Below are 25,257 nucleotides of genomic sequence, written 5' to 3'. Positions count from 1 at the left end.
CCACGCGTCCCCCGCGGTGCGGCGGGAGGACGCGCGGTGTGCGGCGTGGTGCCGTGCGGCGCGGCCGGCGGCGGTCAGAAGGAGCGGAGGATGGCCGCCAGCCGCGCGGGGTGGGTCTGCACCGTCATGTGCGCCGCGCCCGGGAGCTCGACCAGCCGGCCGCGCGGCGCCGCACCGGCCACCCGCGCCGCCCAGTCGGCCGGGCACAGCGCGTCGCGGTCCCCGCGCACCACGACGACCGGCGCGGTGACCGCGGCCAGCCGCTCCTCGATGGCGTCCGGCGAGGCGGTCCGCCACAGCGCGCTCATCGCCCGCGGCCCGGTGCGCAGCCACTGCCGCACGATCAGCGGCACCTGCCACCAGGGCTCGGCGAGCGCGGTGCGCACCCAGCGCGCGGCGAGCACGCGCAGCCGGCGCATCCGCGGGTCGGTGGTCGGCCCGCACAGCAGGACCCCCACCACCCGCGGGTCGGTGGCGGCCGCGGCCACCACCTGGCAGCTCTGCGAGTGCCCGACCAGGACCACCGGCCCCCGGGGCAGCGCGGCGACCAGCCGCCGCGCGAGGTCGTCGACCGCCGGCACCGGTGACCGCCGCCCCATGCCGGGGAGGAGGACGACGTCGGCGGCAACTTCTCGGCGCAACCTGCGCGCGGAACGTTCATCCAGCCCGAGACCGGGAACGAGAACGACGGACACCGATCGCGGCACCCCGGAGGGTCTACCGGTCCCGCCGCCGGACCGCGAACCGACCGGGGTCGACGCGCTGTGAGGTGCATCTCCCCCGGGGTGCTCCCGACCGGCACGGGGCCGAGTGGAAGGATGAAACATCATGACGACATCACCAGCGCAGGCGCCCGCCCCCACCGACACCCCCGGCGGCCGGCCGCGCGTCGTCATCGTCGGCTCCGGCTTCGGCGGCCTGTTCGCCGCGCAGGCGCTGAAGAAGGCGCCGGTCGAGGTCACGCTGATCGGCAAGACCGCCCAGCACCTGTTCCAGCCGCTGCTCTACCAGGTGGCCACCGGCATCCTCTCCGAGGGCGAGATCGCGCCGGCGACCCGGGAGATCCTGCGCCGGCAGAAGAACGCGCGCGTGGTGCTGGGCGAGGTCACCGACATCGACGTCGCCGGCCGCACGGTGACCTCGGAGATCCTGGGCCGGCAGACCGTGCACCCCTACGACGAGCTGATCGTCGCGGCCGGCGCCGGGCAGTCGTACTTCGGCAACGACCACTTCGCCGAGTTCGCGCCCGGCATGAAGAGCATCGACGACGCCCTGGAGCTCCGCGGCCGCATCTTCGGCGCCTTCGAGCTCGCCGAGATCGCCAAGGACCCGGCCGAGGTGGACCGGCTGCTCACCTTCGTCGTCGTCGGCGCCGGCCCCACCGGGGTGGAGATGGCCGGCCAGATCGCCGAGCTGGCGCGCCGGACCCTGCGCCGGGACTTCCGCAACATCAACCCCACCGGGGCCCGGATCATCCTGCTCGACGCCGCCCCGGCGGTGCTGCCGTCCTTCGGCGAGAAGCTCGGCGACGCCGCCCGGCGGCAGCTCAACGAGATCGGCGTCGACGTGCAGCTCGGCGCGATGGTCACCGGCGTCGACGCCGACGGCCTGGAGGTCAAGGACTCCGACGGCACGGTCCGGCGCATCCAGGCCGCGACCAAGATCTGGGCCGCGGGCGTGCAGGCCAGCGGGCTGGGTCGCATCCTCGGCGAGCAGACCGGCGCGGACGTCGACCGGGCCGGCCGCATCTCGGTGCAGCCCGACCTCACCCTGCCCGGCCACCCGGAGATCCACGTCGTCGGGGACATGATGGCGCTGGGCAAGCTGCCCGGCGTCGCCCAGGTCGCCATCCAGGGCGGCCGCTACGCCGCCGAGGCGATCGAGCGCCGCGCCACCGGCAAGAAGCCGCAGGAGCCGTTCGAGTACTTCGACAAGGGGTCGATGGCCACGATCTCGCGGTTCTCGGCGGTCGCGGACATCTGGAAGTTCAAGTTCAGCGGCTTCATCGCCTGGGTGCTGTGGCTGGTCGTGCACCTGATGTACATCGTGGGCTTCAAGAGCCGCGTCACCACGGTGCTGCACTGGATGGTCAGCTTCCTGGGCCGCGGCCGGTCCGAGCGGGTGGCCACCCAGCAGCAGGTCTACGGCCGGCTGGCGCTCGAGCAGCTCGGCCCGCGGTGGGAGGTCTCCAAGACCGGCGGGCCCAAGGACGTCGACCCCGCCGGCGAGGACGTCACGGAACGCGACTCCGCGTAGCCAGGACCGGCGCGGGGACCTGGACCCCGCGCCGGTGCGTACCGGCCGCGGAACGGGTAGGCGGCGCCCCGTGACGCAACGGGGACAGACCAGCGCAGCACGGTCGCAGGCACCACTGTGGCTCTGGCCGGCGGCCAGTGCGGCCCTGGCCGCCACCGCCGGGTGGGCCCTGGGCGCGGTGGAACCACGCGGCGGGTTCCTCGCCGGCCTGTGGCCCGCCGACACCAGCGCCGCCGGCACGCTCCTGCAACTGGTGGCCACCGCCGCGGTCACCATCACCACCCTGACCTTCAGCATCACGATCGTGGCGCTGCAGCTCGCCTCGCAGCAGTTCTCGCCCCGACTGCTGCGCGACTTCGTCCGCGACGCGGTCACCAAGCGGGTCCTGTCGGTGCTGACCGCCACCTTCGTGTTCGCGGTCTCCGGCCTGCGCGGCATCAACAGCGCCGAGCCGGTGCCGACGCTGGTCTGCCTGGTCGCCGCGCTGCTCGGCGTCGGCTGCGTCGGCGCGCTGCTCGCCTTCATCAGCCACATGGTCCGCATGCTGCGCGTGGACACGATGATGACGCGGGTCCACGACGACGCCCGGCGCGCGATCGAGACCTTCTACGGCCCGTACAGCGGCCACGGGCAGCGCTCCCCCGACGAGCTGGACCTGGAGGCGCGCGCGGGGCGGCTGGTGCACGCGCCCCGCAGCGGGTTCGTCGAGGTGGTCGACACGGGCACCCTCGTGGACGCCGCCCGCCGCCACGACGCCGTCGTCCGCGTGGAGGTCCGCCCCGGCGACATGATCACCCTCGGCAGCCCGATCGCCACGACGTGGGGCGGGAGCGAGGACCTCGACGACGCCGTCCGGGCGGCCGTCGTCCTGAACAACGAACGGACCATCGACCAGGACGCCGCCTTCGGCTTCCGGCAGCTCGAGGACATCGCCGTGAAGGCGATGTCCCCCAGCATCAACGACCCGGTGACGGCCGCGACGGCGATCGGCCACATGGGCGACCTGCTGGTCCGGCTGACCGGCCGGCACCTCGGCCCGACGCTGCACGCCGACGAGACGGGCGCCGGCCGCGCCGTGGTGCCCGACCGGGACCTGCGGTACTACCTCGACCTGGCCTGCGGCCAGGTGGCGCGCTTCGGCGGGAGCGAACCGACACTGGTCACCGCCCTGCTCCGGATGCTCCGCGACGTGGCGGTGGCCTGCCGGGACGACGGGCAGCGCGCCGAGGTCCAGCGCGCCGCCGACCTGGTCGCCGGGGAGCTCTCGCCGGGCTGGGGCCCGACGGACACCGCGACGGTCGAACTGCACCGGGACCAGGTCACCGCGGCGCTCGAGGGCCGGCTCGTCGACGCCTTCGCCGACCGCGCCGGCGAGACCCGCTCGATGTGAGCGTCAGCCGAGCCACCGGTCCAGCGCGGCGTTCACCCCCTCCGGGCGGACCACGTGCCCGCCGTCGAACTCGTCGTAGGTGACGTCGTAGCCCGACCGGTCGAACGCCGCCGCGAGCCGGCGGCCGCACCGGTCCACCGGCAGCACCCGGTCGCCGGTCCCGTGGGTGATCCAGATGCGCGGCCGGCCCACCGCGGCCGGCGGGGCGGCGAACCCTGGCGAGAAGGCCAGCACCGCCTCGAACAGGTCGCCGTTGGCCGCGCCGATCGAGAGGGCGTAGGAGGCGCCGTCGGAGAAGCCGCCGACGGCGCAGCGGGCCACCGCCGCGTGCCCGGCGACCTGCTGCAACGCCGCGTCGAGCACGGCGACGTCGCGGCCCACGCGGCCGGTGAGGAGGTCCCAGGTGGCGGCCCCCGACCGCGGCGCCAGCACCAGCACCCCGCGCCCGGCGGCCGCCTGCTGCACCGCACCCAGGCTCTGCGCCGGGGTGCCGCCGGCGCCGTGGAAGAACACCAGCAGGGGGCGCGGGACCGGCTCTCCCGGCGGGACGGCGAGCAGGACCTCCGCTCCCCCGCCCAGGTCGAGCGCGTGCACCCCCGCCGCCCACGCCTCCCCGGGCGCGGCCCCGACCGGCCGGCTGCCGAGGCGGCCCGACGCGTGCCCCGGCCCGGTCACGCGTCGAAGGCGGCGACGGGCACGTGCTCGTCGGCCCGCTCCAGGTGCAGCGGCTGCAGGGGCGTGGTGTCGTCCAGGTAGAGGAAGGCGTCGTAGCGCTCGCCGAGCACCGTGGGCACGTAGTTCCCCCACGGCTCCCGCTCGGGCCGGTACACCACGCCGATCGCCCGGTGGTCCAGCCGCCGGTGCAGCCAGCCGGGCCGTTCCCCGCGCGGGTGGACGAAGAGGGCGTCCTCGCCCACGGCGTCGTGCAGCAGCGCCTCCAGGCTCCCCGACCGCGCGGGCGGCACGGTCATCCGCTCCGTCTGCGCACCCCACTCCCGCCCGGCGACCACCCCGCCGCGGTAGCCGCCGAACCCGACGAGGACGACGTCCTCGGCACCGTGCCGCTCCCGCAGCAGCTGCCCGACGTTGGTCATCCCGGCGTCGGCCATGTCGGTGGCCCGGGCGTCGCCGATGTGCGTGTTGTGCTCCCAGACGACGGCCCTGGGTCCGGCGTGCTCCAGCAGCCGGTCGAGGGTGTCGGCCATGTGCACGTCGCGGACGTTCCACGACTCCGCGGACCCGTGCACCATGGCCCGGTAGTAGCGCTCGGCACCGACCACCACGGCGGCGTTCTGCTCGGCGGCGAACCGGGCGTCGGCCCCCGCGGCGGCCTCGGCCTCCCCGCGCCGCTCGCAGAGCGACCGCAGGAGGTCGACGGCCGCCTGCTCGCAGGAGGTGGGCGCGAACCGGCTCGCGAACGCGTACTCGGCGCCGTCCTCGCCGAAGGGCTCGAAGCAGGCGAGCGCCCGCTTGGCCTGCTCGACGTGGCCGGGCTCGTGCTCGGCGAGCCAGTCGACCAGCTCGTGCATCGAGTCCCAGAGGCTGTACACGTCGATGCCGTAGAAGCCGACGCGCTGCGCCTCGGGCAGCCCGGCGTTGCGGTCGCGCAGCCAGCGGCAGAAGTCGACGACGTCGTCGTTGGCCCACATCCACGTCGGCCAGCGGGCGAAGGCGTCGAGCGCGTCGCGCGGGTCCTCGTGGGCGCCCGGCCGCAGCCGCACGCTGCGGTCGACGCGGTAGCAGTCGGGCCAGTCGCCCTCGACGGCCACCAGGTCGAACCCCCGCTCCTCGACCAGCCGCCGGGTCAGCGCCGCCCGCCAGGCGTAGTACTCGTGCGTGCCGTGGCTGGCCTCGCCGACGGCCACGACCCGGGCGTCCCCGATCCGCTCCAGGAGCGGGTCGAGGTCCGCCGGCGTGCGCAGCGGCCGGGCCAGGGCGCGGATCTGCTCGAGCACCGGATCAGCCACGTCCACGTCCCTCCCGCACGATCGAGGCGGCGACCTCGCGCAGGTCGCCGGTGCGCCGCCACACCGCCCGCTGGCGCACCGCGGAGGTACCCCGGGCGAGCAGCCGCTGCACCAGCTCCCGCACCTCGTCGAGCTCCCCGCGGTCGGCCAGGTCGTCGGCGAGCTCGGCCAGCAGGGCACCCACCGCCGTCCGGGCGTCGACGAGCACGCCGGCGACCGGGTCGAACAGCGACCCGGAGACGCCGTCGCGCGCCGCCCGCCAGCGTGCCGCCCGCAGCAGCTCGGTCCGGGGCTGCTCGAAGGGCTCGTCGCGCTCCGCGCGCGCGGCGAGGACGCGGACCAGGGACGCCGCGAGGGCGGCGTGCAGGACGGCGTCGTCGAGGTCGGTGCAGACGTCGGCCAGCCGGAACTCGACGGTCGGCAGGTGCGAGGAGGGCCGCAGGTCCCAGTACAGGTGCGAGGCGTCCGCGATGACCCCGGCGGCGACCAGGCCGTCGACGACCGCGCGGTACCGGTCCGCGGATCCCAGCGGCTCGGGGATGCCGGTGTGCGGCCAGCGCCCCCACCACAGCGTCCGGTAGCTCTCGTAGCCGGTGTCCGCGCCGTCGTGGAACGGCGAGCTGCCGGTGAGCGCCAGCAGCACCGGCAGGTGGACGCGGGCCCGGTCGATCACCGCGACCGCCGTGTCCAGGTCGGGCACGCCGACGTGCACGTGGCAGCCGCAGATGTCCTGGCGCCGGGCGAGGCCGGCCCAGCGGCGCACCATGGCCTCGTACCGCGGCTCGGGGGTGATGACCTGCTCGCGCCAGCCGGCCGAGGGGTGGGTCGAGGCCATCAGGAGCGCCACCCCGGCGCTCTCCGCCGCGGCGCGCGCCTCCGCCCGGGTGCCCGCCAGCGCCGTCCGGACCTCGCCGAGGGTCCGGCAGATGCCGGTGGCCGTCTCCAGCTGCGTCGTGGTGATCTCGGCGTGCACCCGCTCGCCCAGCTCGTGCCGCGCCGCGGCGGCGACCAGGTCGGGGCTGGGGGCGAGCGCGAAGGTCCCGGGGTCGACGAGGTGGAACTCCTCCTCCACCCCGACGGTGGCGCCCGTGGCACCCGGACGACCGGCGGTGGACTGCACGCGCCCTCCTGTCCCGGGCAGCTCCCTGCGCGCACCGTACGGGTCCCGGCGCGGGCACGCACCCCCGCCGGCCAGGGCGGCGGACACCACTCGGACGGGGGGCGTCCCGCCTCCCTGGGCGGCGCGTCGTCACCCCCGACCCGCAGGATGGAGGGCATCGACCTCGGGGGGAGGACGAGGAGGAACTGGGTGCAGACCGGACCACGCACGGCCGCGACCATGCTGGCGGTGGTCTACGGCGTCAGCGGGCTCCTCTGCTGGTTCAGCGCCGCGGCGCCGATGGACGACGCCACACCCGTCGGCCTGCTGTGGGCGCTCGGGGGGATCGGCCTGGCGGCCGGCGCGGCGCTGCGGTCGGCCGCCGGGCGGCTGCCCTCCTGGGTGCTGCACGCCGGCGTCGCCCTGCTCTCCGTGCTGGTCGGCGTGGTCGCCTGGCGCGCGGCGACCGCCGTGGGCGTCGTGGGCCTGGGGCCCGCGCTGATCGCGGTGAGCCTGTACGCCGCGCACTTCTTCCCGCTTCGGGTCGCCCGGGCGCACGCCGCCCTCGCCCTGGTCTCCGGCAGCGCCGGTGCGTGGGCCGCCGCGCCGTCGGACTTCGTGTCGCCGTGGATCGCCGTCGTCGTGTCGGTGGTCGTGCTGACCGAGGTGCAGGGGCGGCTGGCCCGGCAGCTGTGCCGAGCGGCGGCGACCGACCCGCTCACCGGGGTGGCCAACCGCCGCGCCTGGGAGGAGCAGGCGGCCGGGCACCTGTCACGAGCGGCGCGCACCGGCGAGCCCCTGACCTTCGCGATCCTCGACCTCGACGACTTCAAGGAGGTCAACGACCGGGACGGGCACGGCGCGGGCGACGACCTCCTCCGCGAGCTGACCGCGAGCTGGCGGCGCCGGCTGCGGCGGGCCGACGTGCTGGGCCGGTACGGCGGCGACGAGTTCGTGCTGTGCCTGCCGGCGACCGACGAGGACGCCGCCTGGCAGCTCATGGCGGCGCTGGCGGAGACCCACCCCTTCACCTGGACCGCCGGGGTCGCCGCGGCCGCGCCCGGGGACGAGCTCGCCACCGTGCTCGCCCGCGCCGACGCGCAGCTCTACCGGCGCAAGCGCAACCGGCTGGCCTGAGCCGCGGCCGGCTCAGCCGCGGCGCCAGTCGTCGGCCGCCAGGTGCGAGCCGGCCATCGGGCCCATCTGCAGCATCCCGCCGTCCACCGCCCACGAGGCACCGGTGACGTACCCGGCGCCGGGCGAGGCGAGGAAGGCGACGACGGCGGCGACCTCGCGGGCGTCGCCCGGCCGGCGCAGCGGGACGCCGGGGCGCTCGTGGCCGGGCGCGGTCGGGTCCTCGTCCTCCTGGCCGGTCATCGGGGTGGCGATCTCCCCCGGGGCGACGGAGTTGACGGTGATCCCGTGCTCGGCCAGCTCCAGGGCGGCGACCTTGGTGAGCAGGCCCAGCCCGCCCTTGGCGGCGCAGTAGCCGGCCGCGCCGACGCGCGGCGCGTGCTCGTGGACGCTGGTGATGTTCACGATCCGCCCGCCGTTCCCGGCGGCGACCATCCGCCGCGCGGCCCGCTGCAGGCACAGGAAGGCGCCGTCGAGGTCGGTGGCCAGCACCTCGCGCCAGGTGGCGAAGTCCAGGTCCAGCAGCGGCGTGGAGTGGCCGGTGCCCGCGTCGTTCACCAGGACGTCGACGCCGCCGAGGGCGTCGGCCAGCTCGTCGACGACGTCGGCCGCGGCGGGCAGCCGGGTCAGGTCGAGGTGGCGGACCTCCGCCCGTCGGCCCAGCGCCCGCACCTGCTCGGCGGTCGCCTCGCCGGCGTCCCGGTCGCGGTACCAGGTGATCCCCACGTCGCAGCCCTGCTCGGCCAGGGCCAGCGCGACCGCCCGCCCGATGCCCGACTCCGACCCCGTGACCAGGGCGACCCGCCCGCTGCCTCCCGCCATGCCTGCGACGCTAACGATCCCGTGACAGCCGCGCACCGCGACGGCTGCCGTGGCGCCGCCGGGTAGAGGAGGGGCATGACCGCCACCCGGCCGCTGCTCGCCCGGCTCCTGCTCGTGCCCGCCGTCCTCCTGCTGCCCGCCACCGGGTGCGTCGTCGTCGACACCTCGTCCCCCGGGACCGGCGCCGGGTCGGTCTCCACGCCCGCGCCCGGCGAGCCGCCGTCGGCCGAGGACGGTGACGCCGCCGAGCGGATGGCCCGCGCCGTCTTCGAGCGGGTGAACGACGAGCGGGCGGCGCGCGACCTGGCCCCGCTGGAGTGGGACGAGTCGCTGGCGGGCGTGGCCCGCGACTGGAGCGAGCAGATGGCCGGCGAGGGCCGGCTGCAGCACCAGGACGTCCGCGCCCTCCTCGACCGGGAGGAGCTGAGCGGCTTCGCCGGCATCGGGGAGAACATCTTCACCTCGTCCGGGTCGGTACCGGCCGGAGCGGCGCACGCGGGCTGGATGCGCTCGGACGACCACCGGGTCAACGTGCTCAACCCGGGCTGGAACCGCATCGGCATCGGTTTCTTCTGCGCCCCGGACGGCTCGGTGTGGGCGACCCAGGAGTTCGGCCGCACGGCGGGCGCCGACCGCCCCGAGGTCAGCCAGGAGACGCCGCCCCAGGAGCCGATCGCCCGGCCGGAGGAGGACGGGCCCGCCTGTGGTTGAGGCTCGGGAGCGCCTCCGGCGGCTCCGGCGCCGGCTGGGCGAGGGCTACCGGAGGGTGCCCGAGCCCGTCCGGCGGTTCCTCGCGTGGCTGCGCAGCCCGGAGTTCCTGACCACGAGCGCCAGCCTCGCGTTCTACGCGATGGTCTCCCTGCCGCCCATGGTGCTGCTGGGCTTCTGGGTCGCGGGTCTGGTCGTCGATGACTCCGCGCTGCAGGACCTCGGCACGCAGGTGGACGACCAGGCGCCCGACCAGCTCCCCGTCGCCGACGTGCTGCGCGCGCTGATCGACGTGGCCGCGCAGACGGGGCCGGTCGCGGCGGTCGCGGCGGTCTGGCCGGCGACCACCTACGGCGCGGCCCTGGCCCGGGCGTTCAGCGCCGTGGCGCCGGAGACCGAGCGGCGGATCCGCGGCTGGACGGGGCGGCTGCTCGCGCTGGCGATCATCGCCGTCCTTCCCCTGGCGGTGTTCTCGGCACTCGCGGCGCTCTACCTCGTGCCCCGGCTGCTCGGGTCGGGGCTCGCGCTGCGGCTGGCGATGGGGCTGGGCGCGCTGCTCCTGCTCTGTCTGGGCATCGGCCTGGTCTACACGCTGTTCCGGCTCTGGGAGACGCGGGTCGGCGACGTCGTCATCGGCGCGGCGACCGCGACCGGGCTGGTGGCCGTCACCACCGGCGGGTACCTCGTCTACCTCGAGCACGCCGACTTCACCGCCCGCTACGGGCCGACGGCGCTGGCCACCGCGGTGCTGCTGGGCCTGTGGCTGCTGCTGGGGAACGCCGCGTTGATCGCCGGCTACCGCGTGCTGGCCCGCCGGGTGCACGCCCGGCGCCGGGCGACCGGGGCCGCGGGAACCGTCGTACCCCGCGCCTAGCGTCCCGGGTGACACCCGGCCCGGCGGAAGGCGGCAGCCATGACCACCGACACCCCCGTCCCCAGCGGCACCCCGGACGGCGAGCGCGCCGATCTGCTCGAGACGCTCGCCGCGCACCGCGAGTTCCTGCGCTGCACGGTGCGCGGCCTCACCGACGAGCAGGCCCGGCAGCGGACCACCGCGAGCGCGCTGACCCTCGGCGGGCTGGTCAAGCACGTGGCGGCCACCGAGGCGCGCTGGGCCCGCTTCGTCGTCGAGGGCACCGCGGCGATGGCGCCGCCGAGCGACGCCGCCGGCGCGGGTGCGTGGACCGACGGCTTCCGGTTGCTCCCGGGCGAGACGCTGGCCGGCGTGCTCGCGGAGTACGCGGAGGTCGCCCGGCGCACCGACGACCTCGTGCGCACCCTGCCCGACCTCGACGTCGCGCACCCGCTGCCGGAGGCGCCGTGGTTCCCGCCCGGCGCCACGCGCTCGGCCCGGCGGGTGTTCCTGCACATCGTCGCCGAGACCGCCCAGCACGCGGGCCACGCCGACATCCTGCGGGAGTCGCTGGACGGGCAGAAGACGATGGGGTGAGCCGCTCAGCCCCCCGGCCCGCCGACGGCGGCGACCACCTCCTCCAGCGCCGCCAGGCTGTGCCCGCTGACGAAGGCGTCGCAGAACGGCAGCGCGGCCGCCATGCCGCCGGCCAGCGGCGCGTACCCCGGGGCGGCCCGGCGCGGGTTGACCCACACGATGCGGTGGGCCAGCCGGCGCAGGCGTCGCATCGCGTCCGCCACCTCCTCGGGGTCGTCCTGCGCCCACCCGTCGGACAGCAGCAGCACGACGGCGCCCCGGGCCGGCCCGCGGCGGCCGTGGTCGGCGACGAACCGGCGGACCGCCTCGGCCAGCCGGGTGCCGCCGGCCCAGTCCGGTGCCGCCGCCGCGGCCCGGGCCAGCGCCTGGTCCGGATCGCGGACCGCGAGCTGGCGGGTGAGCCGGGTCAGCCGCGTGGAGAAGACGAACGCCTCGGCCCGCGCGCCGGCGACCGCGCCCTGCAGCAGGGTCAGGTAGACGCGGGTGTAGGGCTCCATCGACCTCGAGACGTCGCAGAGCAGGACCAGCGGGCGGGGGACGCTCCGCCGGACGACGTGCACCAGCCGGGCCGGGTCACCCCCGGTGCGCTGCGCGGCGCGGACGGTGCGGCGGAGGTCCAGGGCGTCCCCCGCCCGCCGCGACGGCCGCCGGCGGCGGCTGCGGCGCGGCGGTGTGCCCAGCACCAGGCGGCGCACCAGCCGGCGCACCTCGTCGACCTCCCTGGCGTCGAGGTCGGCGAATGAGGTGTGCCGCAGCCGCTCCTCGGCGGAGGCGGCGGCGAGGAGCACCTCCCGCTCGGCCTCCGCGCCGTCGTCCCCGCCGGTGCCCGTGGCCGCGCTCCCGGTGCCGCCGGGCTCGGCCGGGCGGTCGTCCGGCGGGCTGGGCCGGGTGCGCGGCTCGCTGCCGACCGCCGGCGGGGCGGTGGGGTCGCCCCGGCTGTCGGCGGGGTCGAGCCGGCCGTCGAAGAGGGCGGAGAACACCGCGTCGAACACCGGCAGCTGCGCGCGGTCGGTGACGAGCGCGACCCGGCAGGTCCAGTACAGCGCGGCGCGGTCCACCGGCGGTACCAGCTGCAGGGCCCGGGCCAGCCCCGCCGCGCGGTCGGGCGGCGCCGGCAGCCCGGCGCGGTGCAGGGCCGTGGTCAGGCCCACCGCCAGTGGGCCCGCGCCGACCGGCGGCAGGTCACCCACCGGCCAGCCAGGCCGCCCCGCGGGCGTGCACGAGTTCCCGGTCGTCCCGGTTCTTGAGCACCGCTCCCCACGTCCGCTCGACGGCGGCGGCGTCGAGCCGGGAGAGGCCCAGCATGCCGAGCGCAGCCACCCAGTCGATCACCTCGGCGATCCCCGGCGGCTTGACCATGTCCAGCGAGCGCAGCCGGGCCACCGCCGCGGCCGCGGACTCGGCCAGCGGCAGGTCGCTGCCCGGTACCCGCCGGCGCACGATCTCGGCGACCCGCTCCGGCGGCGGGTAGTCGATCCAGTGGTACAGGCACCGGCGGGTCAGGGCGTCGTGCAGGTCGCGGGTCCGGTTGGAGGTGAGGACGGCGACCGGCGGGTGCGCGGCGCGGATGGTGCCGAGCTCCGGCACGGTCACCGCCGCCTCGGCGAGCACCTCGAAGGTGAACGCCTCGAACTCCGCGTCGGCACGGTCGATCTCGTCGAGCAGCAGCACCGCCGGCCGGGGGCCCGGGTGCTCGACGGCCTGCAGCAGCGGACGGCGCAGCAGGTAACCGGCGCCGAAGAGGTCGTCCTCGGCCAGCGGGGCTCCGGCGGCCTCGGCCAGGCGGATGCCGAGCAGCTGGCGGGGGTGGTTCCACTCGTACAGCGCCTCCGCCGCGTCGATCCCCTCGAAGCACTGCAGCCGGTGCAGCGGGGTGTCGAGCACCCGGGCCAGCGCCTTGGCCGCCTCGGTCTTGCCCACCCCCGGTTCGCCCTCCAGCAGCAGCGGCTGGGGCAGCCGCACGGCCAGGAACATCGCCGTCGCCAGGCCCTGGTCGGCCAGGTACCCCACGTCGTCGAGCGCCCGGGTGAGCGCGGCGACGTCGGGCACCCGGGCCGCCACGTCCGACCCGGCGCCGGCCCGGGCCGGGCCGCTCACCGGCGGGCCCTAGGAGGCGGCCGCATACCGGGCCGGGTCCTCGAGGAAGCGGGTGCGGCACCCCGGGCAGCAGAACCACGTCGTCACCCCGTCCACCTCGGCGCGCGGCGTCGCGTCGACGGCGGCCACGGTCATCCCGCACACCGGGTCGACGGCCCGGGCCGGGCCGGTGCCGGCGGGCGGCGCCGGGCGGTCGGCCGCGTGCCGTTCCGCCGCCCGCCGCTCCCGCACGATCTCGGCCAGCACGGACAGCGCGATCTCCGCCGCCGTCCGGCCGCCGAGGTCCAGCCCGGCAGGGCTGTGCACCCGTGCGCGGAGCTCGTCAGGGACGTCGAGCGCGGCCAGCACCGCCGCGCCGCGGATGCGGCTGGCGATCAGCCCCACGTAGGGCACCCCCAGCCGCAGCGCAGCGGTGAGCGCCGGCTCCTCCCCGCGCCCGTGCGAGGCCACCACCAGCGCCGCGTCCCCGGCGGCCGGCTCCGCACGCTCGCCGGGCACGGCGACGGCGTCGAAGCCGAGCGGGCCACCGAGGGCGGTGAGCGCCTGCGCGATCGGGCTGTCGCCGACGACCAGCAGCCGCGGTGCCGGCCTGCGGGGCTCCAGGAAGATCTCCACCGACCCGCCGGAGAGGCAGGGGTTGGCGACGGTCACCGCCCCCTCCTCCGTCGACCGCGGCAGCTGCTCGCCGGGCACGATCCGCAGCAGCACCGGCTCGTTGGTGGCCAGCGTCATCAGCCCGTACTCGCGCACCGAGCTCTCCGCGCACGTGCCGCCGACGAAGCCGTCGATCCGCCCGTCGGCGCGCACGAGAGCGGTGTCGCCGGCGTGCGCGCTCGCCGGCTTCTGCGCGCGGACGACGGTCGCCTGGACGAACGGCTCCCGCGAGCGGGACAGCTCGGCGGCGAGGTCAGCCACGATCATCGGTCACCTCTCGGGCAGGGACGCGCCGCCGGCGTGCGAGCGGCGGGGCCTCGGGTCCTTCCTCAGATGGGCGGGGTGGGCCGGCCCTGCATGGCCTCCCACACCCGGGCGGGCGTGCAGGGCATGTCCATGTGCCGGATGCCGAACGGGGCCAGCGCGTCGACCACCGCGTTGACCACCGCGGGCGGGGAGCCGACGGTCGCGGACTCGCCGATCCCCTTGGCCCCGATCGGGTGGTGCGGCGACGGGGTGACCGTGTAGCCGGTCTCCCAGTCCGGCACCTCCATCGCCGTGGGGATCAGGTAGTCCATGAAGGAGCCGCCCAGGCAGTTGCCCTGCTCGTCGAAGCCGATGAACTCCATGAGCGCCATGCCGACGCCGTCGGCCAGCCCGCCGTGGATCTGCCCCTCCACGATCATCGGGTTGATCCGCGTGCCGCAGTCGTCGACCGCCACGAACCGGCGCACGTGCACCTTGCCGGTGCCCGGGTCGACGTCCACGACGCAGATGTAGGCGCCGAACGGGAAGGTGAGGTTGGGCGGGTCGTAGGTGACCTCGGCGTCGAGGTTGCCGTCGACGCCCTCGGGCAGCTCCACGGTGCCGTGCGCGCCCAGGGCGATCTCGGCCATCGTCTTCCCGGCGGACGGGTCACCCTTCACCGACCAGCGGCCCTTCTCCCACTCGAGGTCCTCCGGCCGGGTCTCGAGCATCGCCGCCGCGATCAGCCGGGCCTTGTCCTTCACCTTGCGCGCGGCCAGGGCCACGGCTCCCCCGCTCACCGGCGTCGAGCGGCTGCCGTAGGTGCCCAGGCCGAACGGCGTCTGGTCGGTGTCACCGTGCACGACGTCGACGTCCTCGGGCGGGATGCCGAGCTCCTCGGCGAGGATCTGCGCGAACGTCGTCTCGTGGCCCTGCCCCTGGGTCTGCACCGAGAGCCGGACGACGGCCTTCCCGGTGGGGTGCACGCGCACCTCGGCGCCGTCGGCCATGCCCAGGCCCACGATGTCCATGTGCTTGCGCGGCCCGGCGCCCACGGTCTCGGTGAAGAAGGAGACGCCGATGCCCATGAGCTCGCCGCGCCCCCGCTTCTCGGCCTGCTCGCGGCGCAGCTCGTCGTAGCCGATCTGCTCCATCGCCATCCGCAGCGCGGGCTCGTAGTCGCCCGAGTCGTACTCCCAGCCCGTCTTGTTCTTGTACGGGAACTGCTCGGGCTTGATGAAGTTCCGCAGCCGCAGCTCGGCCGGGTCCATGCCGAGCTCGGCGGCCAGGACGTCGACCATCCGCTCGACCAGGTACACCGCCTCGGTCACCCGGAACGAGCAGGCGTAGGCGACGCCGCCGGGGGCCTTGTTCGTGTAGACGCCGGTGACCGAGCAGTGCGCAGCCTCGAGGTCGTAGCTGCCGGTGAAGATGGAGAAGAAGCCGGCCGGGTACTTGGTCGGCTGCGCGGTCGCGTTGAACGCCCCGTGGTCGGCGAGCACCTTCGTGCGGACGGCGAGGATCTTGCCCTCGCGGGTCGCCGCCACCTCGCCGCGCATGATGTAGTCCCGCGCGAACGAGGTGCTCATCAGGTTCTCCGAGCGGTCCTCGACCCACTTCACCGGCTTGCCGGTCACGATCGAGCCGACCACGGCCAGGATGTAGCCGGGGTAGATGCCGACCTTGTTGCCGAAGCCCCCACCGATGTCCGGCGAGACCACCCGGATCTTGTGCTCCGGGATGCCGGCCACCATCGCGAACAGCGTGCGGTGCGCGTGCGGGGCCTGCGAGGTCTCGTACAGGGTGAGCCGGCCCTCGACCGGCTCGTAGTCGGCGATCGCGCCGCAGGTCTCCATGGGCGCCGGGTGCACCCGCGGGTAGACCGCCTCCTCGCTGACGACGACGTCGGCGCGGGCGAACACCGCCTCGGTCTCCGCGGCGTCGCCGGCCTCCCAGTCGAAGATGTGGTTGTCGGTGCGGCCCTCGAGGTCGTCGCGGATGACCGGGGCGTCGGCGTCCAGCGCCCGGCGGACGTCGACCACCGGCGGCAGGTCCTCGTACTCGACGTCGATGAGCTCGAGCGCGTCGCGGGCCGAGTACCGGTCCTCGGCGACCACGAAGGCGACCTCCTGGCCCTGGAAGCGCACCTTGTCGGTGGCCAGCACGGCCTGGACGTCGGCCGACAGGGTGGGCGCCCAGGCGAGGTTCAGTCCCTCGAGGTCCTTGCCGGTGACCACCGCGTGCACCTTGGGGTGGGCCAGCGCCTCGGTGGTGTCGATCGAGACGATCCGCGCGTGGGCCATCGGCGAGCGCAGGATCGCGCCGTGCAGCATGCCGGGCAGGACGATGTCGTCGAGGTAGCGGCCCTTGCCGCGGACGAACCGCGGGTCCTCCTTGCGCTGCACCCGCCCGTAGCCGATCGGCCGGTCGGGGGCGTCCATCGCGGGGTTGGCCTCGCGCTCCTGCGGCATCGGGGAGCGCTCCTGGACGGCGGTCATGCCGTCACCTCCTGGTCGGTGGCGGCGGCCGCGGGGTGCTCGGCGGCCCACCGGACCGAGCGGACGATGGTGGCGTAGCCGGTGCAGCGGCAGATCTGCCCGGAGATCGCCTCGCGGATGGTGGCCTCGTCGGGGTCGGGATCCCGGTCGAGCAGCGCCCGGGCGGTGAGCATCATCCCGGGGGTGCAGAACCCGCACTGCAACCCGTGCTCGGCCATGAAGCCCTGCTGCACCGGGTCGAGCCCGGCGCCGCCGGCCAGCCCCTCGACGGTCCGCACCTCGTGCCCCGAGGTCATCGCCGCCAGCTGGGTGCAGGACTTCACCGGCAGGCCGTCGACGAGGACGACGCAGGTGCCGCAGTTGCTCGTGTCGCACCCCCAGTGGGTGCCGGTCAGCCCCAGCGTCTCGCGCAGGAAGTGGACGAGCAGCTGGCGCGGTTCGACGTCGCGGGTGACCTCGGCCCCGTTGACGGTCATCGTGACCTGCATCGGTCAGCCTCCCTGGACGGCGGTGAGGGCACCGGCGCGCGCGGCGGCGGTGCGGAGGACCCGGCGGGTGAGTTCGTCGGCGAGGTGCCGCTTGTAGTCGACCGGCCCGCGGCCGTCCTCGACGGGCGCGCTGGCCGCGGCGGCCAGTCGTGCCGCCTCGGCGAAGAGCGCCTCGTCCGGACGCTGCCCCACCAGGACGGCGGCGGCCTCGACGGCCAGCCCCTCGAGCCCGAGGGCGGTCAGGCCGACGGCGGCCTCGGTGATCGCCCCGCCGTCGTCGAGCACCAGCGCGGCGCCGGCGGCGGCGACCGCCCAGTCCCCCACCCGGCGCTCCACCTTCTCGTAGGCGCTGCCCTGGCCGGCGCGGACCGGGAACCGCACCTCGGTGACGATCTCGTCCTGCGCGCAGGCCGTCTCGTAGGGCCCGCGGTGGAACTCCGGCATCGCGACGACCCGCTCGCCGTCCCGCCCGGCGATGACCACCTCGGCGCGCAGCACGTCGCAGACGGTGGTGAGGTCCTCGGCCGGGTCGGCCTGGGCCAGCGAGCCCCCGATCGTGCCGCGGTTGCGCACCACCGGGTCGGCGATCACCCGCTCGGCGTCGTGCACGATCGGGAACAGCCGTCCCACGACCTCGGAGCCCAGCAGCTCGGCGTGGCGGGTGAGCGCGCCGACGCGGAGGCGTCCGGGCTCCTCGGTGATGTGCCGCAGCTCGGCGACGTCGTTGATGTCGACCACCCAGTCGGGGCGGGCCAGCCGCAGCTTCATCATCGGGAGCAGGCTGTGGCCGCCGGCGACGAGCCGGGCCTCCTCCCCGTGACGCTCGAGCAGCTCGAGCGCCTCGGCGACGCTGGTCGCCCGCGCGTAGTCGAACGGAGCCGGGACCTGCACGGGGCCACCCCCTTCCCGAGGGCCCCGATGCCGGGGCCTGGTGCCGAGGGACCTTGTCGGTGATCCAGGTCACTGTCAACATCGAGATAACCGATCGCTTACGAGGGTCGCCCGATGACGTTCACGCAGTTGCGGGCCTTCGCCCTGGTGGCCGAGCTGGGGTCGCTGCGGGCCGCCGCCGCGGCGCTCGGCGTGAGCGAACCGGCGGTCTCGGCGGCGGTGTCCGCGCTGCGGAGCGACCTCGGCGACCCGCTGTTCCGCAGGACCGGCACCGGGATCGCCCTGACCCCGGGCGGGCGCGCGCTGGCGGTCCGCGCCCGTGAGCTGGTGCGGCTGGCCGAGCGGACCCGGCGGGAGGTGGCGACGGCGACCTCGACCGACCGCCTCCGCGTGCTGGCGACGCCCTCGTGCGCCGAGCACGTCGCCGGCGCCGTGCTGGACGCCTTCACCCGCCGGGTCGCGGGCGCGGGGATCGAGCTCACCACCGGGTCGACCGACTGCGCCGCGACCGCCCTGGCCGACGGTGACGCCGACGTCGTCCTGGGCGTGCGGCCCGCCCCCGCACCGGGGCAGGTGCTCGAGCCGGTGCCGTTCCTGCGGTACCGGCGGGTCGTCGTCGCCGCGCCGGGGCACCCGCTCGCCCCCCGCACCCGGCTCCGGGTCGAGGAGCTGGCCGCGGCCCGGTGGCTGACCGGGCCGGCCGGGCTGGAGCCGGGCAGCGAGGAGGAGCGGTGGGCCGCCGCCGGGGGGTCCCCGCCCGACGTCGAGCGGTGCGAGAGCGAGGCCGCCGCGCTGGCGGCGGTGCTGCGCGGGCGGGGCGTGCTGCTGGCCCTGGCCCACGCCGTCCGCGAGCGGGTCGCCCGGGGGGCCCTGGTCCGGCTGCCGGTCGAGGGCACCCCGGTGAGCGGGCTGTGGTGGGCGACCGTGCCGGGCGAGGGCCGCGCCGTCGCCGCCGCCCGGGCGCTGCAACGCTTCCTCACGACGCCGGACGCGACCAGCGCGCTGCTGGCCCGGCCCGAGCGCCGCGACCGACCCCGGCCGACCGTGCGTGTGGAGCTGTGGAGCTAGGCCGACGGGCCGGTCGACCGGTGCCGGCCCGGTCCGCCGTCGCCCAGCACGACCTGCCCCTCGGTCATCTCCGGGTCGCCGCGGCGCTGCTCGACGGGGGCCTGGCCGGTGGTGTTCCCCGCCCCGCGGTCGTGCCCCTCCTGGACGGCGCTGCCGTGTTCGGCGACCCGGATCGCCTCGGCGACGTCGTCCCCGCTGCGGGCGTGGTCGGGCGCGGTGCCGCCCGTGGCCGGCTCTGCTGGATCGGTCATGGCAACCTCCGCGCGACGTCGGGCGTGTGCGGGCAGTGTCGCGGCGGAGCCCGGGACCGGCAAGGTGCCGTCAGCCCCCGCCGAGCTCCCGGAGCCGGGCGAGGGCGCGGTCACGGGACTCGGCCGCCTCGGTGGCGTCCCGCTCCGCCGCGGCCCGGCGGCGCTCCTCCCGCCGCAGCGCCGCCGCCGCGTCGCCCGCCTGCCGCTCGGCCTCGGCCAGCTCGTCGGCCAGTTCCTCCACGCGGGCCCGCAGCTCCTGCTCGCGGCTGGCCAGCTCCCGGGTGGCGCGGCGGTGCTCCTCCAGCACCTCGTCGGCGGCCCGGGCGGCCGCCTCCGCCCGGTCGGCCGCCTCCCGGGCCGCGGCCAGCTCCCGCTGCCGCTTCTCCTCGGCGGCCCGGCGCCGCCCGCAGCGTCTCCTCGACCTGCGTCGCCACCGAGGTGCTGACCGGGTGGCCGGCGGCGTGCGCCAGCGCCCGTGCCTGACGGGTCAGGGCCGTCAGCAGCCGGCGCCGCTGCACGTCGAGCGCCCGGAGCTGGTCGCCCGCCAGGCCCTCCTGCGCTTCCCGGAGCAGGTCGCCCAGCTCGACGAGGCCCTCGATCTCGGCGCGCTGCTCGCGGACGAGCAGGTTGCAGGCCCAGGCGGCGGCCGAGGCCTTGGGCAGCGCGCCGATCTCCTTGGCAAGGGCCTTGTCGCCTGCGGCCTTCGCCTCGTCCTGGCGCTGCGTGCGCAGGGCGACGAACTCCTCGGGCGGGACGGCGTACAGCTCGTCGGCCACCTCGTCGAGATCCACGGCCCTCCCCGTGCTGCGAACTCGTGGTGGTCAGGCGCTGACCACCACGAGTTCGTAGCACTCGCGGCGGGCGGCGTCAGCAGCAGGCGGCGGCCGGCTGGGCCTCCGTCCGGCAGCAGCTGCCGTCGCCGGCGACGTCGGCGAGCTCGGGCTCGGTGCGGCCCTCCAGGTCCGGGCGCGCGTCGGCCGTGACGGTGTAGACCTCCCACGGTTCCCCGCCCGGGCCGGTCACCCACACCTTGTCCTGGACGGCGTAGCAGCAGGTGGTGCCGTCCTCGACCCGCGTCGCCAGCCCGGCGTCGGCCAGCCGGCCGGTCGCGGCGCCGACCTCCTCCGGGGAGGCGACCTCGACGCCGAGGTGGTCCATGCGGGTGGGTTCCCCCGCCCGGCCCTCGAGCAGCACCAGCTTCAGCGGCGGCTCGACGACGGCGAAGTTGGCGTAGCCGGGCCGCCGCTTGGCCGGGACGGTGTCGAACAGCCGCGAGTAGAAGTCGACGGCGGCGTCGAGGTCGGCGACGCGGAGGGCGAGCTGGACACGGGACACGGGAACCTCCTGGGACGTAGGACATAGACGGACGTCGATGTCTGAACGCAGAATGAACACCTTGTATCGATGCTTGTCAATACGATGTCCATCGTTACGATGGCCGTCGACACCTCACGAAGGAGCACCGATGAGCGATCCGGCCCTGGCCTGCTGCACCCCGTTGTCCGGCACGGCGATGTCCGCCGAGCAGGCCGAGCAGGTCGCCCCCCTCCTCAAGGCGCTGGCCGACCCGGTCCGCCTGCGGCTGATGAGCCTCATCGCCTCCAGCGCCAGCGGTGACGCCTGCGTCTGCGACCTGAACGACGCCTTCGACCTCACCCAGGCCACGATCAGCCACCACCTGAAGGTGCTGCACTCGGCCGGGCTGCTCGACCGGGAGAAGCGCGGGGTGTGGGTGTACTACGCCGTCCGCCCCACCGCGCTGCGCGCCGTCGCCGGCCTCTTCGAGACGGCGGTGCCCGCGTGAGCCGGCTCGCGAGCCCACCCACGAGCAGAGCAGCGCTGCGAACGCGGCCGACGGGCGCCGGCGAGGAGGACTCGTGAGCGACGCCGTCCGGGAGACCGCCCGCCCCGATGCCCCGGCCGACGCGCCCGTCCTGCAGAAGCTGTCCACCCTCGACCGGTTCCTGCCGGTGTGGATCATCGCCGCGATGGCGCTCGGGCTCGCGCTGGGCCGCTGGGTGCCGGGCCTGGACGACGCGCTGAGCGCGGTCGAGGTGGGCGACGTCAGCCTGCCGATCGCGATCGGCCTGCTCCTGATGATGTACCCGGTGCTGGCCAAGGTCCGGTACTCCGAGCTGGACCGGGTCACCGGCGACCGGAAGCTCCTCGCCGCCTCCCTGGTGCTCAACTGGCTGCTCGGCCCGGCGCTGATGTTCGCCCTGGCGTGGCTGCTGCTCCCGGACCTGCCCGAGTACCGGACCGGGCTGATCATCGTGGGCCTGGCCCGCTGCATCGCGATGGTGCTGATCTGGAACGACCTGTCCTGCGGCGACCGGGAGGCCGGCGCCGTCCTGGTGGCGATCAACTCGGTGTTCCAGATCCTCGCCTTCGCCCTCCTGGGCTGGTTCTACCTGCAGGTGCTGCCCGGCTGGCTGGGGCTGGCCACCACCTCCGCGGAGTTCAGCTTCTGGGCGATCGTGCTCTCGGTGCTGGTGTTCCTCGGCATCCCGCTGCTGGCCGGCTTCCTCACCCGCACGATCGGCGAGCGCCGCAGGGGCCGCGCCTGGTACGAGGGCAGGTTCCTGCCGCGCATCGGCCCGGTCGCCCTCTACGGCCTGCTGTTCACGATCGTGATGCTGTTCGCGCTGCAGGGCGATGCGATCACCTCCCGGCCCTGGGACGTCGCCCGCATCGCCCTGCCGCTGCTCGCCTACTTCGTCCTCATGTTCGGCGGTTCGTTCCTGCTGGGCATGCGGCTGCGCCTCGGCTACGCGAAGACGGCGACGCTCGCGTTCACCGCGGCCGGCAACAACTTCGAGCTCGCCATCGCCGTCGCCATCGGCACGTTCGGCGTCACCAGCGGGCAGGCGCTCGCCGGCGTCGTCGGACCGCTCATCGAGGTACCGGTCCTGGTCGCGCTCGTCTACGTCTCGCTGTGGGCCGCTCGCCGCTGGTTCCCCGGCGACCCGACCGTCCCCACGACCGCCAGGAGCACCCGATGACGCCGACCGGCTCCCCCGCCGGGGTCCCCGGGCTGCTGGACCCGGACGTGCTGCTGCGACGCCACGTCGAGGACCTCGCCGCCCGCTTCGCCGGGATGGTGAGCCCGGAGACCGTCGAGCGGATGGTCTTCGAGTCCTACGCCGCCCTCGGGCGCACCGCCCGGGTCACGGCCCACCTGCCGGTGCTCACCTGCCGGTTCGCCACCGAGCGGCTGACCGCGCTCGCCCAGGCCAAGGGGGTGCTGGCCAAGGACGGACCCGAGGTGCTCTTCGTCTGCGTCCACAATGCCGGCCGGTCCCAGATGGCCGCCGCGATGGTCGACCACCTCTCGGAGGGGCGGGTGCACGTCCGCTCCGCCGGCTCCATGCCCGCCGACACGGTCGACCCCGTCGTCCTCGAGGTGCTCACCGCGCGCGGCATGACGGTGACCGACGCCTTCCCCAAGCCGTTGACCGACGACGTCGTCCGGGCCGCCGACGTGGTGGTCACCATGGGCTGCGGCGACGCCTGCCCCGTCTACCCGGGCAAGCGCTACCTGGACTGGGACGTCGCCGACCCGGCAGGCCGGGACCGGGCCGCGGTGGAGTCCATCGCCGCAGACATCGAGACACGTGTGCGGCGGCTGCTCGCCGAGCTCGGGGCATGACCCGTCGCCTGCTGGTCATCGGTGGCAGCGACGCCGGCATCTCCGCCGCCCTCCGCGCCCGGGAGCTCGACCCGTCGGCGCAGGTCACCGTCGTGGTGGCCGACGCCTACGCCAACTTCTCCATCTGCGGGATCCCCTACCACGTCTCCGGGGACGTGCCGCGCTGGCAGTCCCTCGCGCACCGCACGGCCGCCGACCTCGAGGCGGCGGGACTGACCGTCCGGCCGAGCACACGGGCCACCGCCATCGACGTGCCCGGGCGGTGCGTCGCCGTGACCGGGCCCGACGGCGGAACGGAGCTGCTGCCCTACGACGAGCTGGTCGTGGGGACCGGCGCCCGCCCGGCCCTCCCGGCGATCACGGGCCTCGCCGACCTGGGACCGGCCGACGGCGTGCACCTGCTGCACACGATCGACGACACCCATGCCCTCGTGGCCGGCCTCCAGGAACGCCGGGTCCGCTCGGCGCTGGTCGTGGGCGCCGGCTACATCGGCGTGGAGATGGCCGAGGCGTTGGTCGCCCGCGGCATCGCCACCACCGTGGCGCAGCGTCCCGCCGAGGTGCTCACCACCGTGGACCCCGGGCTGGGTGCCCTCGTCCGCGCCGAGATGGCGGCGCACGGCGTGGAGGTGCTCACCGGCACCGGCGTCACCGGCCTCACCCGCACCGCCGACGGACGCATCGCCGCGACGGCCGGCGGCGGCGGGCTCGACCGCTCCTTCGACCTCGTGCTCGTCGCTTCCGGCGTGCGTCCCGACGTGGACCTCCTCGTGGACGCCGGCGCCCGGACCGGAGCCGGGGGCGCGGTGGTCGTCGACGAGACGATGGCCACCGGCCTGCCGCACGTCCGGGCGGCCGGGGACTGCGTGGTCACCCACCACCGCCTGCTCGGCACCACCTACCTGCCGCTGGGCACCACCGCCCACAAGCAGGGCCGTGTCGCCGGCGCCAACGCCGTCGGCGGGGACGCGCGCTTCGCCGGCAGCGTCGGCACCCAGGTCGTGAAGGTCTTCGGCCTGGTGGCCGCCCGCACCGGGCTGCTCGCGCACGAGGCGGTCGCCGCCGGCTTCCGCCCGGTCACCACCGAGACGCTCGTGGACGACCACAAGGCGTACTACCCGGGCGCTCGGCCGATCACGATCCGCATCACCGCGGACGCCGGCACGGGGCGGCTGCTCGGCGCCCAGCTCGTCGGCCGGCTGGGCAGCGAGGTGGCCAAGCGCGCCGACGTCTACGCCACCGCGCTGTTCCACGGCATGACCGTCGAGGGCATGGCCGACCTCGACCTGACCTACACCCCGCCGCTGGGCTCGCCCTGGGACGCCGTGCAGATGGCGGCCCAGGCGTGGACCCGCGAGCACCGCCCTGCACCCACCACCCGATCCACCCCGGCCGACCCGGCCGCACGTCCGAGGAGAACCCCGTGAGCCACCGCCCCAGCGTCCTGTTCGTCTGCGTGCACAACGCCGGCCGTTCGCAGATGGCCGCCGGCTGGCTGCGCCACCTCGGCGGCGACGCCGTCGAGGTCCGCTCGGCCGGCTCGCTGCCCGGCGAGCAGGTCAACCCCGCCGCGGTCCAGGCGATGGCCGAGGTCGGCATCGACATCTCCGACCAGCGCCCCAAGGTGCTCACCACCGACGCCGTCGAGGCCTCCGACGTGGTGATCACCATGGGCTGCGGCGACGCGTGCCCGGTCTTCCCCGGCAAGCGCTACCTGGACTGGCCGCTGGATGACCCGGCCGGCCAGGGCGTCGAGGCGGTGCGGCCGATCCGCGACGAGATCGAGCGGCGCATCCGCGGGCTGCTCGCCGAGCTCGGGGTCAGCTCTCCCGCCTGAGCAAGAAGAAGAAGGGGTCGGGCAGGCCCCGCAGGTCCATCAGGCCGAGCACGGTCCGACTGCCCACCCGCTTGAAGACGTCGACGATCGGCAACCGGTCGTAGACCATCGCCGCGGTGACGACCCCGCGGTGCTCGACGGCGCGCAGCCGGGCCTTCGGGCGGCGGGTGGTCAGCAGGGGCCGGACGGCGGTGAAGGCGAGGCGGGCGGGCGTGCGGTGCGCCAGTGCGGGCAACCTGCGCAGCACGCCCACCGGGACCGGCGCCGGGTTCACCGGCCGCGGCCCGGAGCGCGTGGCGAACAGCAGCGGGTGCGCCGTCTCGGCGTCACGGAACTCCTTGCCCCACCAGCCGTAGCGCTCCAGCAGGCCGTCCAGCGGCGACCCGGTGGGCACCCCGCTCCCCCGCCACCGGCCGAACATCTCCTCGACCGCCACCGGCTGCGCGAGGTCGAACATCGCGAGGGCCTCGTCCCTGGGGATGCCCCGGGCGGCCCGCACCGGCCACTGGTCGGTGCCGAGGGACTCCCGCGTCATCCCACCGGGCGCTCGAAGGTCGCCAGCACGCCGTCGACGCCACCGGGGCCGATCCGGCCCGTGACCTCGACCGCGGTGATCGCCGTGAGCTGCCAGCCGTTCCGGGCGTCGTCGCCCCGCACCTTCTCCGGCTTCCCGCCGGACGTCGTGCCGCCGATGAGGCGCTCGCGGATCTCCTCGACCTTGTACTCGTAGCGCGCGGCAGCCATGGATCGCC

General features: G+C 75.7%; 28 protein-coding genes. 12 read left to right on the top strand and 16 right to left on the bottom strand.

From position 1 onward, the window contains the following. Positions 1–74: 74 nt before the first annotated feature. Complete coding sequence (locus tag E9565_RS00960) at positions 75–695, bottom strand: alpha/beta fold hydrolase (RefSeq protein WP_236826751.1); 621 nt, start codon at positions 693–695, stop codon at positions 75–77. 133 nt (positions 696–828) lie between these two features. On the opposite strand from E9565_RS00960, the gene E9565_RS00955 reads away from it, so the two are divergent. Together E9565_RS00955 and E9565_RS00950 are read left to right on the top strand one after the other, a co-directional pair. Beyond that, positions 829–2,256, top strand: a complete 1,428-nt coding sequence (locus E9565_RS00955; RefSeq protein ID WP_236826752.1) for an NAD(P)/FAD-dependent oxidoreductase — start codon at positions 829–831, stop codon at positions 2,254–2,256. Positions 2,257–2,326: 70 nt separating this feature from the next. Further along, positions 2,327–3,646 carry a DUF2254 domain-containing protein gene (locus tag E9565_RS00950; RefSeq protein ID WP_236826753.1) on the top strand — a complete coding sequence of 440 codons (1,320 nt, stop codon included), beginning with the start codon at positions 2,327–2,329 and terminating at the stop codon, positions 3,644–3,646. A 3-nt stretch (positions 3,647–3,649) separates the two neighbouring features. Here E9565_RS00950 and E9565_RS00945 read toward each other — a convergent pair whose 3' ends face one another. From E9565_RS00945 to E9565_RS00935, 3 genes are read right to left on the bottom strand one after another with little or no spacing between them, the layout of a single operon-like run. Further along, positions 3,650–4,321 carry an alpha/beta hydrolase gene (locus E9565_RS00945; RefSeq protein ID WP_236833865.1) on the bottom strand — a complete coding sequence of 224 codons (672 nt, stop codon included), beginning with the start codon at positions 4,319–4,321 and terminating at the stop codon, positions 3,650–3,652. Further along, entirely contained in the window at positions 4,318–5,613 is a 1,296-nt protein-coding gene (locus tag E9565_RS00940; protein ID WP_236833864.1) for an erythromycin esterase family protein, read from the bottom strand. Before E9565_RS00940 ends, E9565_RS00945 begins: the two co-directional genes overlap by 4 nt. Next, the gene (locus E9565_RS00935) at positions 5,606–6,733 is read right to left on the bottom strand and encodes a glutamate--cysteine ligase (protein WP_236826756.1); all 1,128 of its coding nucleotides are present in this window, start codon (positions 6,731–6,733) and stop codon (positions 5,606–5,608) included. Before E9565_RS00935 ends, E9565_RS00940 begins: the two co-directional genes overlap by 8 nt. Positions 6,734–6,922: 189 nt before the next feature. On the opposite strand from E9565_RS00935, the gene E9565_RS00930 reads away from it, so the two are divergent. Then, the gene (locus E9565_RS00930) at positions 6,923–7,849 is read left to right on the top strand and encodes a GGDEF domain-containing protein (RefSeq protein ID WP_236826757.1); all 927 of its coding nucleotides are present in this window, start codon (positions 6,923–6,925) and stop codon (positions 7,847–7,849) included. A 12-nt stretch (positions 7,850–7,861) separates the two neighbouring features. On the opposite strand, the gene E9565_RS00925 is transcribed toward E9565_RS00930, so the two are convergent. Further along, on the bottom strand, positions 7,862–8,668 hold the full coding sequence (locus E9565_RS00925; RefSeq protein WP_236826758.1) for an SDR family oxidoreductase: 807 nt from the start codon (positions 8,666–8,668) through the stop codon (positions 7,862–7,864). 75 nt (positions 8,669–8,743) lie between these two features. On the opposite strand from E9565_RS00925, the gene E9565_RS00920 reads away from it, so the two are divergent. Genes E9565_RS00920 through E9565_RS00910 form a run of 3 tightly spaced genes read left to right on the top strand, consistent with a single transcriptional unit; the run spans position 8,744 to position 10,826 of the window. Continuing rightward, entirely contained in the window at positions 8,744–9,379 is a 636-nt protein-coding gene (locus E9565_RS00920; protein ID WP_236833863.1) for a CAP domain-containing protein, read from the top strand. Positions 9,380–9,434: 55 nt separating this feature from the next. Further along, a complete protein-coding gene (locus tag E9565_RS00915; protein ID WP_236826760.1) occupies positions 9,435–10,250 on the top strand; it encodes a YhjD/YihY/BrkB family envelope integrity protein in 816 nt (271 codons plus the stop codon). A gap of 39 nt (positions 10,251–10,289) precedes the next feature. After that, positions 10,290–10,826 carry a DinB family protein gene (locus E9565_RS00910; protein WP_236826761.1) on the top strand — a complete coding sequence of 179 codons (537 nt, stop codon included), beginning with the start codon at positions 10,290–10,292 and terminating at the stop codon, positions 10,824–10,826. 5 nt (positions 10,827–10,831) lie between these two features. On the opposite strand, the gene E9565_RS00905 is transcribed toward E9565_RS00910, so the two are convergent. The 6 genes from E9565_RS00905 to E9565_RS00880 all read right to left on the bottom strand — a co-directional run bounded on the left by E9565_RS00905 (position 10,832) and on the right by E9565_RS00880 (position 17,700). Next, positions 10,832–12,016 (bottom strand): VWA domain-containing protein, encoded by a 1,185-nt coding sequence (locus tag E9565_RS00905; protein WP_236833862.1) that lies wholly within the window; start codon positions 12,014–12,016, stop codon positions 10,832–10,834. Then, positions 12,009–12,923, bottom strand: a complete 915-nt coding sequence (locus E9565_RS00900; protein ID WP_236833861.1) for a MoxR family ATPase — start codon at positions 12,921–12,923, stop codon at positions 12,009–12,011. Before E9565_RS00900 ends, E9565_RS00905 begins: the two co-directional genes overlap by 8 nt. A gap of 9 nt (positions 12,924–12,932) precedes the next feature. Further along, positions 12,933–13,844 carry an XdhC family protein gene (locus tag E9565_RS00895; protein ID WP_236833860.1) on the bottom strand — a complete coding sequence of 304 codons (912 nt, stop codon included), beginning with the start codon at positions 13,842–13,844 and terminating at the stop codon, positions 12,933–12,935. A gap of 62 nt (positions 13,845–13,906) precedes the next feature. Beyond that, positions 13,907–16,321 carry an aerobic carbon-monoxide dehydrogenase large subunit gene (locus tag E9565_RS00890; RefSeq protein WP_236833859.1) on the bottom strand — a complete coding sequence of 805 codons (2,415 nt, stop codon included), beginning with the start codon at positions 16,319–16,321 and terminating at the stop codon, positions 13,907–13,909. Continuing rightward, the gene (locus E9565_RS00885; protein WP_236826766.1) at positions 16,318–16,809 is read right to left on the bottom strand and encodes a (2Fe-2S)-binding protein; all 492 of its coding nucleotides are present in this window, start codon (positions 16,807–16,809) and stop codon (positions 16,318–16,320) included. Before E9565_RS00885 ends, E9565_RS00890 begins: the two co-directional genes overlap by 4 nt. A gap of 3 nt (positions 16,810–16,812) precedes the next feature. Further along, complete coding sequence (locus E9565_RS00880) at positions 16,813–17,700, bottom strand: xanthine dehydrogenase family protein subunit M (protein ID WP_236826767.1); 888 nt, start codon at positions 17,698–17,700, stop codon at positions 16,813–16,815. Between the two features lie 114 nt (positions 17,701–17,814). On the opposite strand from E9565_RS00880, the gene E9565_RS00875 reads away from it, so the two are divergent. Then, on the top strand, positions 17,815–18,768 hold the full coding sequence (locus tag E9565_RS00875) for a LysR family transcriptional regulator (protein ID WP_236826768.1): 954 nt from the start codon (positions 17,815–17,817) through the stop codon (positions 18,766–18,768). Here E9565_RS00875 and E9565_RS00870 read toward each other — a convergent pair. From E9565_RS00870 to E9565_RS00860, 3 genes are all read right to left on the bottom strand, one after another. After that, positions 18,765–19,019, bottom strand: a complete 255-nt coding sequence (locus tag E9565_RS00870) for a hypothetical protein (protein WP_236826769.1) — start codon at positions 19,017–19,019, stop codon at positions 18,765–18,767. The genes E9565_RS00875 and E9565_RS00870 overlap by 4 nt on opposite strands. A gap of 70 nt (positions 19,020–19,089) precedes the next feature. Beyond that, positions 19,090–19,326, bottom strand: coding sequence for a hypothetical protein (locus tag E9565_RS00865; RefSeq protein WP_236833858.1), 237 nt, complete (start codon positions 19,324–19,326; stop codon positions 19,090–19,092). Positions 19,327–19,886: 560 nt separating this feature from the next. After that, positions 19,887–20,354, bottom strand: coding sequence for an ArsI/CadI family heavy metal resistance metalloenzyme (locus E9565_RS00860; RefSeq protein WP_236826771.1), 468 nt, complete (start codon positions 20,352–20,354; stop codon positions 19,887–19,889). 130 nt (positions 20,355–20,484) lie between these two features. On the opposite strand from E9565_RS00860, the gene E9565_RS00855 reads away from it, so the two are divergent. The 5 genes from E9565_RS00855 (at position 20,485) to E9565_RS00835 (ending at position 24,505) form a co-directional block, all read left to right on the top strand. Beyond that, positions 20,485–20,823: a metalloregulator ArsR/SmtB family transcription factor gene (locus E9565_RS00855; protein WP_236826772.1), complete on the top strand. Its 339-nt coding sequence runs from the start codon at positions 20,485–20,487 to the stop codon at positions 20,821–20,823. 73 nt (positions 20,824–20,896) lie between these two features. After that, positions 20,897–22,021 (top strand): ACR3 family arsenite efflux transporter, encoded by a 1,125-nt coding sequence (arsB, locus tag E9565_RS00850; RefSeq protein ID WP_308113082.1) that lies wholly within the window; start codon positions 20,897–20,899, stop codon positions 22,019–22,021. Next, complete coding sequence (locus E9565_RS00845; RefSeq protein ID WP_236826773.1) at positions 22,018–22,668, top strand: low molecular weight phosphatase family protein; 651 nt, start codon at positions 22,018–22,020, stop codon at positions 22,666–22,668. The genes arsB and E9565_RS00845 overlap by 4 nt, the downstream gene beginning before the upstream one ends. Next, positions 22,665–24,095, top strand: a complete 1,431-nt coding sequence (locus tag E9565_RS00840) for an FAD-dependent oxidoreductase (protein WP_236826774.1) — start codon at positions 22,665–22,667, stop codon at positions 24,093–24,095. The genes E9565_RS00845 and E9565_RS00840 overlap by 4 nt, the downstream gene beginning before the upstream one ends. Further along, positions 24,092–24,505: an arsenate reductase ArsC gene (locus E9565_RS00835; RefSeq protein WP_308196069.1), complete on the top strand. Its 414-nt coding sequence runs from the start codon at positions 24,092–24,094 to the stop codon at positions 24,503–24,505. The genes E9565_RS00840 and E9565_RS00835 overlap by 4 nt, the downstream gene beginning before the upstream one ends. Here E9565_RS00835 and E9565_RS00830 read toward each other — a convergent pair. Together E9565_RS00830 and E9565_RS00825 are read right to left on the bottom strand one after the other, a co-directional pair. Further along, on the bottom strand, positions 24,489–25,040 hold the full coding sequence (locus E9565_RS00830) for a DUF4334 domain-containing protein (protein WP_236833857.1): 552 nt from the start codon (positions 25,038–25,040) through the stop codon (positions 24,489–24,491). The two genes, E9565_RS00835 and E9565_RS00830, sit on opposite strands and share 17 nt — an antisense overlap. Next, positions 25,037–25,249 carry a DUF4177 domain-containing protein gene (locus tag E9565_RS00825; protein ID WP_236833856.1) on the bottom strand — a complete coding sequence of 71 codons (213 nt, stop codon included), beginning with the start codon at positions 25,247–25,249 and terminating at the stop codon, positions 25,037–25,039. The genes E9565_RS00830 and E9565_RS00825 overlap by 4 nt, the downstream gene beginning before the upstream one ends. Between the last annotated feature and the right edge of the window lie 8 nt (positions 25,250–25,257).

The sequence above is a fragment of the Blastococcus sp. KM273129 genome (assembly GCF_021698995.1).
Classification (GTDB): Bacteria; Actinomycetota; Actinomycetes; order Mycobacteriales; family Geodermatophilaceae; genus Blastococcus.
Note: the sequence above shows the minus strand (reverse complement) of the source record. Positions and strands in the feature narration are given on the sequence as shown.

Bases quoted from the DNA above. Each gene is read 5' to 3' on its own strand.
- E9565_RS00955 (WP_236826752.1), top strand. From the start codon at position 829: ATGACGACATCACCAGCGCAGGCGCCCGCCCCCACCGACACCCCCGGC.
- E9565_RS00925 (WP_236826758.1), bottom strand. From the start codon at position 8,668: ATGGCGGGAGGCAGCGGGCGGGTCGCCCTGGTCACGGGGTCGGAGTCG.
- E9565_RS00920 (WP_236833863.1), top strand. From the start codon at position 8,744: ATGACCGCCACCCGGCCGCTGCTCGCCCGGCTCCTGCTCGTGCCCGCC.
- E9565_RS00910 (WP_236826761.1), top strand. From the start codon at position 10,290: ATGACCACCGACACCCCCGTCCCCAGCGGCACCCCGGACGGCGAGCGC.
- E9565_RS00895 (WP_236833860.1), bottom strand. From the start codon at position 13,844: ATGATCGTGGCTGACCTCGCCGCCGAGCTGTCCCGCTCGCGGGAGCCG.
- E9565_RS00890 (WP_236833859.1), bottom strand. From the start codon at position 16,321: ATGACCGCCGTCCAGGAGCGCTCCCCGATGCCGCAGGAGCGCGAGGCC.
- E9565_RS00885 (WP_236826766.1), bottom strand. From the start codon at position 16,809: ATGCAGGTCACGATGACCGTCAACGGGGCCGAGGTCACCCGCGACGTC.
- E9565_RS00875 (WP_236826768.1), top strand. From the start codon at position 17,815: ATGACGTTCACGCAGTTGCGGGCCTTCGCCCTGGTGGCCGAGCTGGGG.
- E9565_RS00870 (WP_236826769.1), bottom strand. From the start codon at position 19,019: ATGACCGATCCAGCAGAGCCGGCCACGGGCGGCACCGCGCCCGACCAC.
- E9565_RS00855 (WP_236826772.1), top strand. From the start codon at position 20,485: ATGAGCGATCCGGCCCTGGCCTGCTGCACCCCGTTGTCCGGCACGGCG.
- E9565_RS00845 (WP_236826773.1), top strand. From the start codon at position 22,018: ATGACGCCGACCGGCTCCCCCGCCGGGGTCCCCGGGCTGCTGGACCCG.
- E9565_RS00840 (WP_236826774.1), top strand. From the start codon at position 22,665: ATGACCCGTCGCCTGCTGGTCATCGGTGGCAGCGACGCCGGCATCTCC.
- E9565_RS00830 (WP_236833857.1), bottom strand. From the start codon at position 25,040: ATGACGCGGGAGTCCCTCGGCACCGACCAGTGGCCGGTGCGGGCCGCC.
- E9565_RS00825 (WP_236833856.1), bottom strand. From the start codon at position 25,249: ATGGCTGCCGCGCGCTACGAGTACAAGGTCGAGGAGATCCGCGAGCGC.